The sequence below is a fragment of the Streptomyces kurssanovii genome (assembly GCF_040677245.1).
Lineage (GTDB): Bacteria > Actinomycetota > Actinomycetes > Streptomycetales > Streptomycetaceae > Streptomyces > Streptomyces kurssanovii.
The window spans coordinates 13,642-28,214 of record NZ_JBFAQK010000035.1; the positions used below are offsets into that span (position 1 = coordinate 13,642).

The window sequence follows — 14,573 nt, forward strand, 5'->3', positions numbered from 1 at the left end:
CCTGTCGGTGTACGGGTCAGGGTGCGGGCCCCGCGAAGGGCCCGGGAGGAGGGGCCCGCGGCCGGACGCGTCAGCCGAAGAAGCCCTGACCGGGGGTGAGGATGTTCGCCGGGTCGTAGCGCCGCTTGGCCTTGTAGAACTCCTCCCAGCGGTAGCCGAAGTGCGTCTTCCAGTCGGCGGTGGTCATCCGGGGGATCGCACCGACCAGGTAGCGCTTGGCGCCCAACGCCACGGCCCTGTCGTACAGGCGGCGGTTCTGCTCGAGCATCTGCGAGATGTTCGGGTCGCCCGGGTTGGGGAACCGCAGCAGGTCGAACAGGTAGCCGACGGACTCGCCCGGCTGCACCGCCAGCGGCCGGGTGATCTTGCGGGTGTAGTACGGGTAGAACAGCAGGAACCCGCCGCCCAGGTCGGAGGCGGTCAGCTCCTGCTCCACCAGCTCCATGAACGCCTTGGTCTTGGACGCCGGCAGGAACAGGCTCAGCCACGGCTTGGGCTGGAACCAGTGGCCGGTCTCCTTCAGGTAGACCTCGTAGCCGTCGAGCCGGAACATGTAGTCCCGGTAGGCGACGTCCTCGATGACGGCCTGGGCCCGGTTGTCGCGCAGTCCGGCCAGCAGGGCCGCCCGGTCGGGGACGGCGGTGCCGGAGTAGTTGGCGGCGACCTCCATCTTGTAGCGCCAGCCGGTGTCGTCGGCGCGGCGCAGCATCTCGCCCGCCTGGACGTGGAACCGGTTCTCCGCCATGACCTTCTCGCCGTCGGCGAGGTAGGTCGCCAGGTCGTCGTAGAAGAGGCTGAAGACGACCGACCGCTGGGGTGCGGGGGCGAGCTTCACCTTGGCGCGCAGGATGATCGCGGTCTGGCCGCCGCCGGACAGGATCGAGTGGAACAGGTCGGGCCGCGCCGACGCGGAGACGGTGACGAGCTCACCGGTGCCGGTGACCACGTCCATGGAGTGGACGGTGTCGGCCAGCAGGCCGAACTTCTGCACCGTGCCGCCGATGCCGCCGATGGAGACGGTCCCGCCGATGGACAGGTGCAGGTAGTCGGGCAGCGCCGGCGGGGTCTTGCCCACCTTCAGCGCGGCGTCCGTCAGCTGCCCCCAGGTGACACCGGCCTCGACGACCGCGTTGGTCGCGTTGATGCTGAGGATCTTCGACATGGCGCGGGCGTCGATGGATATGCCGCCCTGCGGCACCGCCGCCTGGCCGTACACGGAGTGCGACTCCATGTCGTCGCCGGTGCCGCCCTGCCCGTTGACGGCGATCTTCAGCCGGTTGGTCCGGGCGTAGTTGACCATCTTGACGATGTCCTGGTCGGAACCAGGACGCAGGACGGCCCACGGCGCGGACGGCTTCAGCCGCCCGAAGTCCTGGCGGAATCCGTCCAGGTCGGTCGCCGACGTGGTCAGCGTCCCGTCCAGGGCGGGCACTTGTCTGACGTCGATGTGCTGGCCGCCGTCGACTTCGGCGGCCGTCGCCCACGTCTGGTTGGCGACGCTCCAGCCGACGACCGTTGCGGCGATGCCGCCCAGGACCTTGCGCCGCGAGAGTGCGTTGTTCATTTCTGTCCTCCGACCCATTCCAGCAGGACCGATCCCCAGGTCATGCCCGCGCCGAAGCCGGCCAGCAGGACCAGGTCGCCGTCGTTGATGCGGCCTTCGTCGAGCGCCTCGGTCAGGGCGATCGGGATCGACGCGGACGCCGTGTTCCCGTACTTGTGCAGATTGGTGACCAGGGCCTCGGGCCGCAGGCCCGTGTGGCTGAGGATCGAGTTGATGATCCGGATGTTCGCCTGGTGCGGGATGACGTGGCGGACGTCGGCCGCCTCGACCTTGGCGCTGGTCAGCGTCTCCCGCACCGTGCGCACGGTGTAGCGCACGGCGTTGAGGTAGATCTCGTTGCCGTTGATCTGTGCGTAGTGCAGCCCCTGGCGGACGGTCTCCTCCGTGGTCGGCATCCGGCTGCCGCCGGCCAGGACCTTGAGGCTGCCGGCGCAGCTGCCGTCGGCACCCAGGTTCCAGCCCAGCACCGGGTCCGACGGGGCCGGCCGGAGCACCACCGCGCCCGCGCCGTCGCCGACGAGGATCGACAGGTCCCGGTCGGCGGGGTTGGCGGTGAGGGTGTGGGTGTCGGAGCCGATCAGCAGGATCGGCCGCGGGTCGATCTTGATGAGTGCCATGGCCTGGACGAGGCCGTAGACGAAGCCCGCGCACTCGGAGTTGACGTCGTGCGCGCTGCCGGCGATGCCCAGTTCGTGGTGGACGAACGCGGACGTGGCCGGCGAAGGCTGTTCGGGGGTGGCGGTGGCGACGATCAGATGGGCGATGTCGCCGCCGCTCAGCCCCGCCTTGTCCAGTGCGCGCCGGCCGGCCTCGACAGCAAGGGAGGCGGTCGTCTGGCCGGGACCGACGGCCCGGCGTTCGTGGATCCCGCACCGGCTGACGATCCAGTTCTCGTCGACGCCGAAGCGCTGCGCGAGCTCCGTGCTGGAGACCACGCGTTCGGGTACGGCCATGCCCCACCCGGTGATGTCGAAGCCGTTCACAGGACTCTCCCCTGATCAGGCCTGGGCGGGCACGAGCTGGACGATCCGGTCGTGGACGACGCGCAGCGTCGTGGTGTCGTCGATGTCGGCGAACAGCGACTCGTCGGCCGGGATGTGCGGGTACTGGTTCTGGAACCCGTACAACCACTCCATCAGGTCCAGCGAGTCGACATCGGCGATGTGCTGGAGCGGCTGGTCCGGGTCGACCTTCTGGGCGCCGGAGACGGCCTCGAGCTGGGTTGCCAGTTCTTCGACGGTGGGCAGCGACATGGGGTTCGGTCCTCTCTCGCAAGGCTTGGGGTGTTACGCCTAGGAATCGAACCGGCAGCCGCGCAAGCGGGGCGCAACACCGCCCGCCCGGCGCCGTCTTGCACATCTGTTGCGAGCACTTCGCTTTCCTCGACCCCGACAGCCGCGCACCCCGACAGGAGTTGAGGAAGAGATGACGACGGTCGCTGACAGGTCGGTCCCCGAGGTCGACGCGATCAGGCACCACTACGAGGTGAGCAACGACTTCTACCGCCTCCTGCTGGGGCCGACGATGATGTACTCGGGCGGCTACTGGGAGGAGGGCGAGGGCCTCACCGAGGCCCTCGACGAGGCCCAGGAGCGCAAGCTCGACCGGTTCGTCGAGCTCGCCGGCGCCGCCGGCAGCCGGCGGGTGCTGGACGTGGGCTGCGGCTGGGGCACCATGCTCAACCGGCTCACCACCGTCCACGGCGTCGAGCAGGCCGTCGGCCTGACGCTCAGCCGCACCCAGGAGGCGTTCATCGCCGGCCTGGACAACCCCCGCATCACCACCCGCGTCGAGTCGTGGGAGGACCACACCACCGACGACCCCTACGACGCGGCGTTCTGCATCAACGCGCTGGAGCACTTCGTGTCCTCCACGCTCCCGCCGCGCGAGCGGACCAAGAAGTACCGGGTGTTCTTCAACAAGGTCGGCGCGGCCCTCAAGCCGGGCGGCCGGTTCGTGCTGCACACCATGACCGCGGAGGCACTGCCGATGAACCGGCAGCTGCTGGACGACCTGAAGTTCCTCCAGCGCTCCGAGTTCGAGAACTGCCACATCCCGCACCTGCACGAGCTCACCCAGGCCGCAGAGGGCCTGTTCGACGTGGTCGAGATCGTCAACGAGCGCGAGTCGTTCGCCGTCGCCTGCCGCGCCTGGCTGAAGCTGCTGGCCGCCCGCCGGGACGAGGCCGTCGCCCTGGAGGGCGAGGAGGTCGTGGCCCGCTTCGAGCGCTACCTCGACATCTTCGCGTACACGCTCGAGGACAAGTTCTTCAACAACTTCCGCGTCACCATCGCGCGCCGCTAGAGGAGGCCCACGTGACGAGCATTCTGGAACCCGCGCGCAGCGACGGGAGTCCTTCGCCCGGCGGGCGGGCGACGGGCGGCGGCCCCACCCGGCATCTGCGCGTCGCGGTCATCGGCAGCGGCTTCTCCGGCCTGGGCATGGCGGTGCGCCTGCTGCAGAAGGGCATCGACGACTTCCTCGTCTTCGAGCGGGCCTACGAGGTCGGCGGCACCTGGCGGGACAACTCCTACCCGGGCGCGGCGTGCGACGTGATGTCGCACCTGTACTCGTTCTCCTTCGCGCAGAACCCGGGCTGGAAGTCCACGTTCGGCAAGCAGGCGGAGCTGTACGAGTACCTGCGGGACGTCGCCGACCGGTTCGGGGTCCGCCCCTACATCCGCTTCGGTCACGAACTGCTCGGCGCCCGCTGGGACGAGACCGCCCGCCGCTGGCACGTGAGCACCTCCCAGGGTGACTACACCGCCCAGGTGCTGGTGTCGGGCACCGGCTACCTCTCCGAGCCGGCCGTGCCCGCCATCGCCGGCCTTCAGGACTTCGAGGGGACGGTGTTCCACTCCTCGCGCTGGGACCACGGGCACGACCTCGCGGGCCGCAACGTCGCCGTCATCGGCACCGGCGCCTCCGCGATCCAGTTCGTGCCGAAGATCCAGCCGGAGGTGGGGCGGCTGGACCTGTACCAGCGCACCCCCGCCTGGATCGGGCCGAAGAACGACAAGCCGACCAGCGCGCTGCAGTCCAAGCTGCTGCACAACGTCCCCGGCTACCAGCGCTTCCGCCGCAACTTCAACATGTGGGGCCGTGAGGTCCTGGCGTTCGTGATGAAGCGTCCCAAGGTCGCGGGCAAGATGCAGAAGATGGCCAGCGACCATCTGGCGAAGTCCGTCGCGGACGAGGAGCTGCGGGCGAAGCTGACGCCCGACTACGTGATGGCGTGCAAGCGCCTGCTGTTCTCCAACACGTGGTACCCGGCGATCCAGCAGCCCAACGTGGACCTGGTCACCGACGGCATCGACCATGTGCGGGCCAAGTCGATCGTCTCCTCGGACGGCACCGAGCGGGAGGTCGACACGATCATCCTCGGCACCGGCTTCAAGGCCACCGACCGGCCCGTCGCCGGCCGGATCACGGGCCGCCAGGGCCGGCTGCTGCGGGACGTGTGGCGCGAGGGCGGCATGGCCGCGCACCGCGGCACCACCGTCGCCGGGTTCCCGAACCTGTTCCTGCTGCTGGGCCCCAACACCACGCTGGGGCACTCCTCGCAGGTGGTGATGATCGAGGCGCAGATCGGCTACGTCATCGACGCCCTGGGACAGATGGACAAGCGCGGCCTGGCCAGTGTCGAGGTCCGCGCCGAGGCCCAGCAGCAGTGGAACGAGCGCCTGCAGGGCCGGCTCGAGGGCACCGTGTGGAACGCCGGGAACTGCAAGAGCTGGTACCTGGACGAGCACGGCCGCAACCCGTCGATCTGGCCCACCTACACATGGCGGTTCCGCCGTGCGACGCGCCGGTTCGACCTGGGCGAGTACCAGCTCGCCACCACCGTCAACGCCGGCCGGCCGGCACTGGAGAACGCCTGACGCCACGCGGCCGGCCGGCGGGGTGGTCCCGCGCGACGGCCGGCCCTGACGGCGGATCACTTTCCCCTGCCCCGCCGGCAGGAGTCGCTTCCGCCGTGAAGGGCGGAGTATCCACGGAGGTAACGCGATGAGTACGGGCCCACAGACCGGAAACCGCCCCGAGCAGCCGGTTGCGCTGGTCACCGGCGCCTCGGGAGGCCTCGGCCAGGCCCTGGCCCTCGAGCTGGACGCACTGGGCTGCCGGGTCGCCGTCCACTACAACAGCTCGAAGGACGCGGCCCGGGCCGTGCAGGACAAACTCACCAACGACTCGGTCCTCGTCAGCGGCGACGTCGGCGACTACGACGCCGTCACCGCGCTGTACCGGGAGATCGGCGAGCGCCTCGGCCCCGTCGACGTCCTCGTCAACAACGGCGCGATCCGCAAGGACGCGCTGATGGCGATGCAGAACCCGGACGACTGGGCCCAGGTCATCCGGACCAACCTGATCGGCTCGTTCCACACCGCACGCGTCGCCGTCCCGCACATGCTGCGCCAAAGATGGGGCCGCGTCATCAACGTGGTCTCGCCGTCGGGCCTGATCGCGACCGCCGGACAGACGGCGTACTCCGCGTCCAAGGCGGGCCTGATCGGCTTCACCCGCACGCTGGCCGCCGAGTGCGGCCGGCGCGGGGTGACCGTCAACGCCCTCTCCCCGGGCTTCATGATCACCGGCATGACCAAGGACCTCCCCGACCGCGTCGTCGAGGGCATGGAGGGCAAGGCCCCCATCCCGCGCTTCGTGACCGTCGAGGAGGTGGCCCGCAGCGCGTCCCTGTTCCTCGACCAGGACTGCATGACGGGCCAGGTGATCAGCATCGACAGCGGCGTCTCCATCACCTGACCACGCCCCGCTGCCCAGCGGCCCGCCGCCCCCCTTCGACCGGGGGGCCGCGGGCCGCTTCCACGTCCACGGCCGGGGCGGCCGGCCCGTACGTCTCCCCGTCCCGACGGGCCACCCCGCGCCCCGGCGACGGTCTCGCCGCCTCGAACGCCGGGCTGTCGCGCGTCGGCGTCATCCGGCCCAGCGGGCCGGCCGCCGGTACGGCGAGCACACCGCCCCACCGGGGCCGCGTACACGGCGGCCGGTGCAGGCAGTTCACTCCCTCGGGCCGGGCGGATTCCACGTCTGCCCGGTCACGGCGGCCTGGGCGGGCGTACCCCGGCCCACCGGGCCGGGTACCGGCGGGGCCGCGGCCCTGCCGGTACCCGGCCCGCGGCTCAGACCCCCTGGCCGCCGCCCGTGCTGCGTGGCGCCGGGCATACGGACGCCGGGGGCCCGGCACCTGGGTGGTGGCGGGCCCCGCCGCCCGCGTTGCGCGGCGCGGGCATGCGGACGCCGGGGGCCGGCACCTGGATGGTGCCGGGTCCCCGGCGTCGTGGCGGGCTCAGCGCGTCGGCAACGGCGCCGCCGGTGGTGGGGTCAGTGCCTCGAACGCTCCCATCAGCAGCGGGTCCAGCGCGTCGGCCGTCAGCCGCCCCGCGGGGGCCCGACGCTGCGGGCCCGCGGGCTCGGCGCGCAGCAGCTCCAGATAGGCGGCCTGGGTCTCGGCCGCCGGGTCGATGCCCAGCTCGTCCGCGAGGACCTCCCGCAGCTGCTGGTAGGCGCGCAGCGCGTCCGCCCGGTTGCCCGCGGCGGCGTGCGCCGTCATCCGGCACCGGTGCGCGCTCTCGCGGAACGGCGCGCGCCGTACCGCCTCGTCGGCGTAGCGCACCGCGTGGTGCTCCGCGCCGAGCGCCGACGAGGACAGGCTCGCCAGCTCCAGTGACATCAGGCGCAGTTCGTCGACCCGCTCACGAACGGCGTTGACCCACTCGCCCTCGTGCGCCGGCAGGAACGAGCCGCGCAGGTTGGACACGGCGCCCGCCGCGAGCTGGTGCGCCACCGCGTGCGCACCGTCCGAGAAGGCCGTCCTGGCTTCCGTCATCGCGGCCTCCGCCGCCTCCAGGTCGACCGCCGCGTCGTCCGGCAGCCGCAGTATGTACCGGCCGCTCTGTGCGATCAGGGGCGTGCCGCCCGGCTTCTGCAGCGGGCCGGTGACATAGGCGCGGACCCGGCTCACGACACTGCGCAGCGCGGACGCCCACGTGTCGGGCAGCCCTTCCGGCCACACGGTGTCCGCGAGCTGGTCGCGGCTGGTTCCCGACGTTCGCTCCAGTATCAGTCGAGCGAAGGCCACTTGGGCCTGCGCGCTCGACAGGTGCTGGGGCGCCGTCCCGTCGTGTTCGATGGTGACAAGACCTACGAGTCTGATCAGCAACGCTGAGTCCCCCAAGACTTCGTCTGCACGCGGTCATCACACGTGCGGGGGCGCGATTCAAGGAAAGGGAGGCCGCGAATTCGCGCCCCGGCTTCGCAGCCAGATCTCTGTTCGTACTCACTTTCCCGGATTCGACCGTACCGGCCAATTGTCGCCACATTCAACCGTGGCCAAAAACATACCGGGGGGAATAACTGGGAATCAGCGCCTCCGGTATTCGCCCTGAAGGTCGACTTCCAGCCGACTTCCCGCGCCACCACGGGAATTGCGGCATCGAAAACCGTGTTGCGCCCGCCTTGCGGCCCGGCGCATAGAAAGGACGGCGCGCCTGGAGCAACCGAGAAGTGGATGAGGAGACGCACGTGAACGCATCTGGAGGATGGGAACGCCTCGAGCCGAAGCTGGCGGCAACACAGCGCCGCGTCCAGGCACTCGAATGGGAACCCGACCGCCGCAACAGCTTCGTCGCCTACACCGTCGAACGCGACAGCGCCTACGCCGACCTCGACGGCCGCCGGCTGCTGATGATGTCCGGCTACAGCTACCTCGGCCTGGCCGGTGACGAGCGTGTCGTCGCCGCCGCCAAGGCCGCCGTCGACCTCTACGGCACCGGCAACCACGGCGTGCGCGCCCTGGCCGGATCCATTCCCCTGCACGAGGAACTCGAGGCGGAGGTCGCCCGGTTCGCGGACCGCGAATCCTCCATGGTCTTCGGCTCCGGCTACGCCGCCAACACCGGCACCGTCGGTGGCCTCGTCGGCCCCGGCGACACCGTCTTCATCGACAAGTACGACCACGCCTCCATCGTCGACGGCTGCCGCCTGTCCGGCGCCACCGTCACCCGCTTCCGCCACAACGACGTCGACCACCTCGAGCGCCGGCTGCGCGCCGCGAGCCCCGACGGGGTACGGCTCGTCATCGTCGACAGCGTCTACTCCATGGACGGCGACATCGCCCCGCTGCCCGAACTGCGCAAGGTCTGCGACGAGCACAACGCCCTCCTCATGGTCGACGAGGCCCACGCGCTCGGCGTCATCGGCGCCACCGGCCGCGGCATCGAGGAGCACTTCGACTGGCAGGCCAGGGTCGACGTCAAACTCGGCACCCTCTCCAAGGCCATCCCCTCCATGGGCGGCTGGGTCGCCGGCCCCGCCGAACTCATCGGCCACCTGCGCTACGCCGCACGCCCCTTCCTGTTCTCCGCCGCCCTCGGACCCGCCCAGGCCGCCGCCGCCCTGGAGTCGCTGCGCATCCTGCAGCGCGAACCCGAACGCGTCGCCCACATCCAGCACCAGTCGGCCCGCCTGCGGAAGATCATCAACGCCGAGGGGCTGCGCACCCAGGACAGCGAGACCGCCGTGCTGCCGCTCATCGCCGGCTCCGACGACGCCGCCTACGACCTGGCCACCACCTGCCGCAAGAACGGCGTCATCGGCCTGCCCGTGGTCACCCCCGCCGTCCCCAACGACCTCGCCCGCCTGCGGATCGCGGTCACCGCCCGCCACACCGAGGCCGACATCGACTTCGCGGCCCAGGCGTTCCTCACCTCCGCCCGCGAGTGCGGCATCCTCCCGGCCTGAGAGGGCCGGCCCGTACACCGAAGGCACACAGGAACGGGAAACCAACCATGGCAACCTCCACCCCACCCCCGGTCGTGATCACCGGCATCGGCGTGGTCACACCGGCGGGCTGCACCCCGGGCGCCCTGTGGGCCGCGCTGCGCGCCGGCCGCTCCACCGCCGCCCGCCTCACCCACCTCGACCTCGACCGCCACCGGGTACGGATCGGCTGCCGCGTCAGCGGACTCGACGACGTCGGCCTCGTCGGCGCCAAGGACGCCCGCCGGATGGACCCGTTCGCCCTGTACGGAACGACGGCCGCCCTCGCCGCCCACCGCGACGCGGGCGCCCCCGCCCCCGACCCGCACCGCACCGCGGTCGTGGTGGGCAACGCGGTCGGCGGACGGGCCACCAGCGACCTGGAGTCCGCCCACTACTCCGAACACGGCCCGCACCGCGTCAACCCGCTGATGCCGCTGATGACGATGCCCAACGCGGCCGCCGCCCAGATCGCCATGCGCCTCGCCTGGACCGGCCCCGCCACCACCATCGCCACCACCTGCGCCAGCGGCGCCGACGCCATCGGCCAGGCCCGGCTGCTGCTGCAGACCCACCGCGCCGACGTCGTCATCGCCGGCGGCTGCGAGTCCACCCTCACCCCCGTCACCCTCGCCGGGTTCGGCAACCTCAACGCCGTCTCCCTGCGCAACGACGAACCCGAGCAGGCCAGCCGCCCCTTCGACGCCGACCGCGACGGGTTCGTGATGGGGGAGGGCGCCGGCTTCGTCGTCCTCGAACGCGCCGACGACGCCCGCGCCAGAGGCGCCCGCCCCTACGCCGAAGTCGCCGGCTACGGCGCCACCTGCGACGCCCACCACCTGTCGATGCCGCTGCCCGACGGCTCCGGCGCCGCCGGCGCCATGACCGCCGCCCTCACCGACGCCGGCCTCACCCCCGCGGACATCGCCCACATCAACGCCCACGGCACCTCCACACCCCACAACGACCGGGCCGAAGCAGCCGCCCTGGCCAAGGTGTTCGGCACCGGCTGCCCGCCCGTCACCGCACCCAAGGGCGTCCTCGGCCACCTGATCGGCGCCGCCGGCGCCGTCGAGGCCGTCGCCGCCGTCCTCGCCATGCGCGAGCGCGAGGTACCGCCCACCGCCAACCACCACCGCCTGGAGCCAGGAATGGACATCGACGTGGTCCACCACCGCCCCCGAACCATCGCCTCCGGGCCTGCCCTGTCGAACTCCTTCGGCTTCGGCGGCCACAACGCCGCACTGGTGGTGGCGCCGGTATGACGACGACCCCCGCCCTCGCCCGCACCGCGCAGCGCACCGCGAGCGCCGCCGAGATCCACGCCTACCGCACCGCCGTCCGCCCCGGCCTGCCGCCGGCGGCGAGCGGCGACGCCTCACCGGTGCACACCTTCGTCCTCGCCCACACCCTCGCCGACCAGGCCGTGCGCGCGCTGACCGCGGGGGAGGAGACCACCTCCGTCGTCCACCTCGGCCAGGACATCCGCCTCGAGCGGCCCGTACGGCCCCGCGAACAGGTCACCGTCCAGCTCGACGTCACCGGCGCCCGCCGCGAGGCCCGCGGCACCCGCATCGCCGTACGCAGCCGCCTCACCGGCGACGACGGCACCGCCTTCGCCGAACTCACCACCCACGCCCTGCTCCTGGGCGCCAAAGGCACCGAACCGTTCGGCGACATCCCCCCGGCCGCCGCCCCCGGCCCCGCCGGCCCGAGCGGAGAGCCGGCCACCGCCCGCCACACCCTCACCGAGGAAACGATCCGCGCCTACGCCCACGCCTCCGGCGACCTCAACCCCATCCACCTCGACGCGGAAGCCGCCCGCGCCGCCGGCTTCGACACCGTCATCGCCCACGGCATGAGCGTCGTCGCCCTCGCCCTGGAGGAGATCGCCGACCGCTACGCCGACGGCGACATCACCCGCATCCAAGCCCTCGGCGGCCGCTTCTCCGCCCCCGTGGCACCCGGCGCCCCCCTCGACATCACCCTTCAGCCCGACGACGCGGCCACCGTGGTGCGCTTCACCTGCCGCACCCCGGACGGACCCGCCGTCAAAAGCGGCTGGGCCCGACTGCGATGAACGCCCCCGCCGGCCTCGTCGCCGGCTTCCTCACCCAGGTGCGCCACCGCCCCGACGCCACCGCCCTGATCCACGGCGGCGAACACACCACCTACCGCGCCCTGTACGAGGCGGCCGGCCGCGAACGCGAACGCCTCGCGGTCCTCGGCACCGCACCCCACGACACCATCGGCGTCCTCGCCCGCACCTCACCCGCCGCGATCGCCCTCGTCCTGGCCGGCCTGCTGTCCCAGCGCCCCCTCCTGCTGCCCTCCCCGGCACCGGCCGGCCGGCTCGCCGACCTGGCCGCCCAGGCAGGCTGCGCCCGCGTCCTTCTCCCCGCCGGCGAAGTACGCCCCGTCCGCCTGCCCCCGTCGGCCGCCGGCGCCCTGCCCCACCCGGCCGGCGAACGGCCCGCCCTGCTGTTCACCACCTCCGGCGCCACCGCACCGCCCAGGATCGTGCCGTACGCGCGCACCGCCGTGGACCGCTTCACCACCTGGGCCGCCCGCCGCTTCGGCATCGGCCCCGGCACCACCGTCCTCGGCGCCGGCCCCCTCACCGCCGCCTCGAGCCTCCTCGACCTGTGGACCCCCCTCGCGGCCGGCGCCACCGTCGTCCTCGCCGAACCCGGCAGAGCCGCGGACGCCACCGGCCTGCTGGAACTCCTCACCACCCACGACATCCACGTCCTGGCCGCCCGCCCCACGCTCTACGGGCCGCTCACCGACGCCGCCCGCACCACCGGCACCACCCTGGACGGCGTCCGCCACGCCGTCCTCACCGGCCGCGCCCTGCCCGACCGCACCGTCGCCGCGCTGCCGCGCCTGTTCCCCGGCGCACGCCTGCACAACCTCTACGGCTGCACCGAGACCAACCACAGCCTCGTCCACGAGAGCGGCCCCGGCGCCACCGTCTTCCCGCCCGTCCCCGTCGGCCGGCCCCTGCCCGGCGTGCGGACCCTCGTCATCGGCGCCCCCGGCACACCCGTCCACGGCCCCGGCACCGGCGAACTGTACGTCTCCACCCCCTTCCAGTCGCCCGGCTACCTCGGCCGCATCCACCACGACCCGTTCACCGCCCACCCCCTGGGCACCGACGACGGCAGCACCTGGTTCCGCACCGGCGACCTGGTGCGCCGCGACGCGGACGGCCTGCTCCACCTGACCGGCCGCGCCGGCGACATGCGGACCACCGTCCGCGGCACCCGGCACCGGACCGGCACGCCCGCCCCCGCCGCCCGGCGGGTCACCGCCGCACAACGGCCCCCCGCCACCACCCGACGGGCCGGACGCGCCGCGCCCGGCCGACCGCACGAACCGATCCCAGTCCAAGGAAGGACGTCATGAGCAACAACGACACCATCAAGAAGTTCGTCATCGAGGAATTCCTGCCCGACCTTGGTGTCCACGAGCTTGCCGACGACCACGACCTGCTCTCCGACGGAGTCATCGACTCCCTCGGCGTGCTCAAGCTCATCGCCTGGGTCGAGGACCACTTCCAGCTCGCCGTCGGCGACGCCGACCTGGACCCCGACAACTTCCGCAGCGTGCGCGCCATCGACGCCTTCATCGAGGACGCCCGCCAGGGGGTGAGCAGCTAGCCATGCACCCCGCGCTCACCGGCCTGCTCGCAGGCGCCCCGGTGACCGAGCGCGAGACCTGGCGATCACTGTGGGACCGGCTCGGTGACGGCACGCTCGAAAAGGAGCAGGCCGTCGCCCTGCTGGCCTCCCTGACCACCAGCCTCCCCGGCCACCACACCCTCAACGCCCTGCTGGAGACCCTGCGGGAGCGCAGAACCACGCCCCCGCCCGGCCCCTGGCCCGGCACCGTCAACATCGTCGGCACCGGCGGAGGACCCGCCACCTTCAATATCTCCACCGCCGCCGCCATCACCGCCGCGGCCACCGGCGTACGGGTCGTCAAGACCGGCTCCCGCGCCTACACCTCCAGTCTCGGCTCCGTCGACCTGCTGGAACGGCTCGGGATCCGCCTGACCGCCTCCTACCGGCAGACCGAGCAGATGCTGGAGCGGCACGGCATCGCGTTCGCCGGCCCGTTCGTCTATCCGGCCGAACTGACCCGCCTCGCCCGCACGGTGGCACCGCTCGGCATGAAGCCGTTCGGCCGCTTCCTCAACGCGCTTGGCCCCTTCCTCGCCGACCTGCCGGTCACCGCGCAGGTCACCGGCGTCAGCGCCGCCATGCCGCTGCCCGTGCTGCGCGAGCTCGCCTGCACGCTCCCCGGCCGGCGGATCTGGCTGACCTCCAACGACCAGGGGGCCGACGAACTCCTCGGCTTCGCCGACAACACCGTCCACCTCGACGACGGAAGCGTCCGGCGGCTCGCACCCGGCGAACTCATCGCCCCCGGCGGCGGATTCGACGACCTGCGTCCCGTGCCGCCCGCCGACGCCGCGGACCACTTCCTCGCCGTCCTCGCCGGCACCGCCCACCCCGCCGCCACCGACACCGTGTGCCTCAACGCCGCGGCCCTCGTCCTCGCCTCCGGCCACCCGGGCGACTGGCCGGGCGCGCTCGCCGCCACCCGCGAGGCCGTCGCCTCCGGCGCCGCCCGCGCCCTGGCCGACCGGCTGCGCACCGCACCGCGCACCCCCGCCCCGGCGGCGGGCGCACCCGCCGCCCGATGAACCCGCCGCGTCCGCGGCGCCCCCATGCGTCCCCGCCGGCCGCCGGCCGCGGGGCCAGGACACGAGCAGTGGCCGCCGGCCACCCCCGGGTCCTTCCCAGCGTGCGGCACCGCGCCGCACACGACCCAGATCGGAGTTGACCATGATCATCCGCGACATCGAGGACGTGAAGACCGTCGACTGGGGCAACGGAGTCAGCCGCCGCTTCCTCCTCGCCTCCGACGGCGTCGGCTACTCGCTCACCGACACCGTCGTCCTGGCCGGCACCAAGTCCCGCCTCGAGTACCGCAACCACCTCGAGGCCTGCTACTGCATCGCCGGCTCCGGAGAGGTCATCGAACTCGACGGCACCTCCCACCCCATCACCCCGGGCCGCATGTACGCGCTCGACCAGCACGACGCCCACTACCTGGTGGCCAGCCCCCACGAGGACCTGCGGCTCGTGTGCGTCTTCAGCCCGGCCCTCAACGGCGACGAGACCCACAGTCTCGACGAGCACGTCTCCTCCGCGTACTGATG

14 protein-coding genes are annotated in these 14,573 nt (G+C 72.4%); 10 read left to right on the forward strand and 4 right to left on the reverse strand.

What is annotated here, in order from left to right:
- Positions 1-70: 70 nt before the first annotated feature.
- The 3 genes from AB0K36_RS22835 to AB0K36_RS22845 are packed head-to-tail and all read right to left on the reverse strand — an operon-like array spanning position 71 to position 2,817.
- Positions 71-1,564, reverse strand: a complete 1,494-nt coding sequence (locus AB0K36_RS22835; protein ID WP_364597361.1) for an FAD-binding protein — start codon at positions 1,562-1,564, stop codon at positions 71-73.
- Positions 1,561-2,547, reverse strand: a complete 987-nt coding sequence (locus tag AB0K36_RS22840) for a 3-oxoacyl-ACP synthase III family protein (protein WP_005321909.1) — start codon at positions 2,545-2,547, stop codon at positions 1,561-1,563. The genes AB0K36_RS22835 and AB0K36_RS22840 overlap by 4 nt, the downstream gene beginning before the upstream one ends.
- A gap of 15 nt (positions 2,548-2,562) precedes the next feature.
- Entirely contained in the window at positions 2,563-2,817 is a 255-nt protein-coding gene (locus tag AB0K36_RS22845) for a hypothetical protein (RefSeq protein WP_189476987.1), read from the reverse strand.
- Between the two features lie 172 nt (positions 2,818-2,989).
- Here AB0K36_RS22845 and AB0K36_RS22850 point away from each other — a divergent pair, with 172 nt between their 5' ends.
- The 3 genes from AB0K36_RS22850 to AB0K36_RS22860 all read left to right on the forward strand — a co-directional run bounded on the left by AB0K36_RS22850 (position 2,990) and on the right by AB0K36_RS22860 (position 6,328).
- Complete coding sequence (locus tag AB0K36_RS22850; protein WP_159682277.1) at positions 2,990-3,868, forward strand: class I SAM-dependent methyltransferase; 879 nt, start codon at positions 2,990-2,992, stop codon at positions 3,866-3,868.
- A gap of 11 nt (positions 3,869-3,879) precedes the next feature.
- Entirely contained in the window at positions 3,880-5,445 is a 1,566-nt protein-coding gene (locus tag AB0K36_RS22855; protein ID WP_364597366.1) for a flavin-containing monooxygenase, read from the forward strand.
- Between the two features lie 127 nt (positions 5,446-5,572).
- On the forward strand, positions 5,573-6,328 hold the full coding sequence (locus AB0K36_RS22860; RefSeq protein ID WP_356624051.1) for an SDR family NAD(P)-dependent oxidoreductase: 756 nt from the start codon (positions 5,573-5,575) through the stop codon (positions 6,326-6,328).
- Positions 6,329-6,872: 544 nt separating this feature from the next.
- Here AB0K36_RS22860 and AB0K36_RS22865 read toward each other — a convergent pair.
- Positions 6,873-7,745 carry an AfsR/SARP family transcriptional regulator gene (locus tag AB0K36_RS22865; RefSeq protein ID WP_364597370.1) on the reverse strand — a complete coding sequence of 291 codons (873 nt, stop codon included), beginning with the start codon at positions 7,743-7,745 and terminating at the stop codon, positions 6,873-6,875.
- A gap of 362 nt (positions 7,746-8,107) precedes the next feature.
- On the opposite strand from AB0K36_RS22865, the gene AB0K36_RS22870 reads away from it, so the two are divergent.
- The 7 genes from AB0K36_RS22870 (at position 8,108) to AB0K36_RS22900 (ending at position 14,571) form a co-directional block, all read left to right on the forward strand.
- Positions 8,108-9,325 carry an aminotransferase class I/II-fold pyridoxal phosphate-dependent enzyme gene (locus tag AB0K36_RS22870; RefSeq protein ID WP_159682272.1) on the forward strand — a complete coding sequence of 406 codons (1,218 nt, stop codon included), beginning with the start codon at positions 8,108-8,110 and terminating at the stop codon, positions 9,323-9,325.
- Between the two features lie 47 nt (positions 9,326-9,372).
- On the forward strand, positions 9,373-10,608 hold the full coding sequence (locus AB0K36_RS22875; RefSeq protein WP_364597373.1) for a beta-ketoacyl-[acyl-carrier-protein] synthase family protein: 1,236 nt from the start codon (positions 9,373-9,375) through the stop codon (positions 10,606-10,608).
- Entirely contained in the window at positions 10,605-11,423 is an 819-nt protein-coding gene (locus tag AB0K36_RS22880; RefSeq protein WP_364597376.1) for a MaoC/PaaZ C-terminal domain-containing protein, read from the forward strand. The genes AB0K36_RS22875 and AB0K36_RS22880 overlap by 4 nt, the downstream gene beginning before the upstream one ends.
- Positions 11,420-12,751 carry a class I adenylate-forming enzyme family protein gene (locus AB0K36_RS22885; protein ID WP_364597379.1) on the forward strand — a complete coding sequence of 444 codons (1,332 nt, stop codon included), beginning with the start codon at positions 11,420-11,422 and terminating at the stop codon, positions 12,749-12,751. The genes AB0K36_RS22880 and AB0K36_RS22885 overlap by 4 nt, the downstream gene beginning before the upstream one ends.
- Positions 12,748-13,005, forward strand: coding sequence for a phosphopantetheine-binding protein (locus tag AB0K36_RS22890; RefSeq protein ID WP_189477000.1), 258 nt, complete (start codon positions 12,748-12,750; stop codon positions 13,003-13,005). The genes AB0K36_RS22885 and AB0K36_RS22890 overlap by 4 nt, the downstream gene beginning before the upstream one ends.
- A gap of 2 nt (positions 13,006-13,007) precedes the next feature.
- Positions 13,008-14,054 carry an anthranilate phosphoribosyltransferase gene (locus AB0K36_RS22895; RefSeq protein WP_364597382.1) on the forward strand — a complete coding sequence of 349 codons (1,047 nt, stop codon included), beginning with the start codon at positions 13,008-13,010 and terminating at the stop codon, positions 14,052-14,054.
- A 142-nt stretch (positions 14,055-14,196) separates the two neighbouring features.
- Positions 14,197-14,571 carry an ectoine synthase gene (locus tag AB0K36_RS22900; protein ID WP_037775642.1) on the forward strand — a complete coding sequence of 125 codons (375 nt, stop codon included), beginning with the start codon at positions 14,197-14,199 and terminating at the stop codon, positions 14,569-14,571.
- The last annotated feature ends 2 nt before the right edge of the window (positions 14,572-14,573 follow it).

Coding starts and splice junctions, on each gene's coding strand:
- AB0K36_RS22885 (WP_364597379.1), top strand. CDS start 11,420: ATGAACGCCCCCGCCGGCCTCGTCGCCGGCTTCCTCACCCAGGTGCGC.
- AB0K36_RS22875 (WP_364597373.1), top strand. CDS start 9,373: ATGGCAACCTCCACCCCACCCCCGGTCGTGATCACCGGCATCGGCGTG.
- AB0K36_RS22900 (WP_037775642.1), top strand. CDS start 14,197: ATGATCATCCGCGACATCGAGGACGTGAAGACCGTCGACTGGGGCAAC.
- AB0K36_RS22880 (WP_364597376.1), top strand. CDS start 10,605: ATGACGACGACCCCCGCCCTCGCCCGCACCGCGCAGCGCACCGCGAGC.
- AB0K36_RS22895 (WP_364597382.1), top strand. CDS start 13,008: ATGCACCCCGCGCTCACCGGCCTGCTCGCAGGCGCCCCGGTGACCGAG.
- AB0K36_RS22835 (WP_364597361.1), bottom strand. CDS start 1,564: ATGAACAACGCACTCTCGCGGCGCAAGGTCCTGGGCGGCATCGCCGCA.
- AB0K36_RS22860 (WP_356624051.1), top strand. CDS start 5,573: ATGAGTACGGGCCCACAGACCGGAAACCGCCCCGAGCAGCCGGTTGCG.
- AB0K36_RS22845 (WP_189476987.1), bottom strand. CDS start 2,817: ATGTCGCTGCCCACCGTCGAAGAACTGGCAACCCAGCTCGAGGCCGTC.
- AB0K36_RS22850 (WP_159682277.1), top strand. CDS start 2,990: ATGACGACGGTCGCTGACAGGTCGGTCCCCGAGGTCGACGCGATCAGG.
- AB0K36_RS22890 (WP_189477000.1), top strand. CDS start 12,748: ATGAGCAACAACGACACCATCAAGAAGTTCGTCATCGAGGAATTCCTG.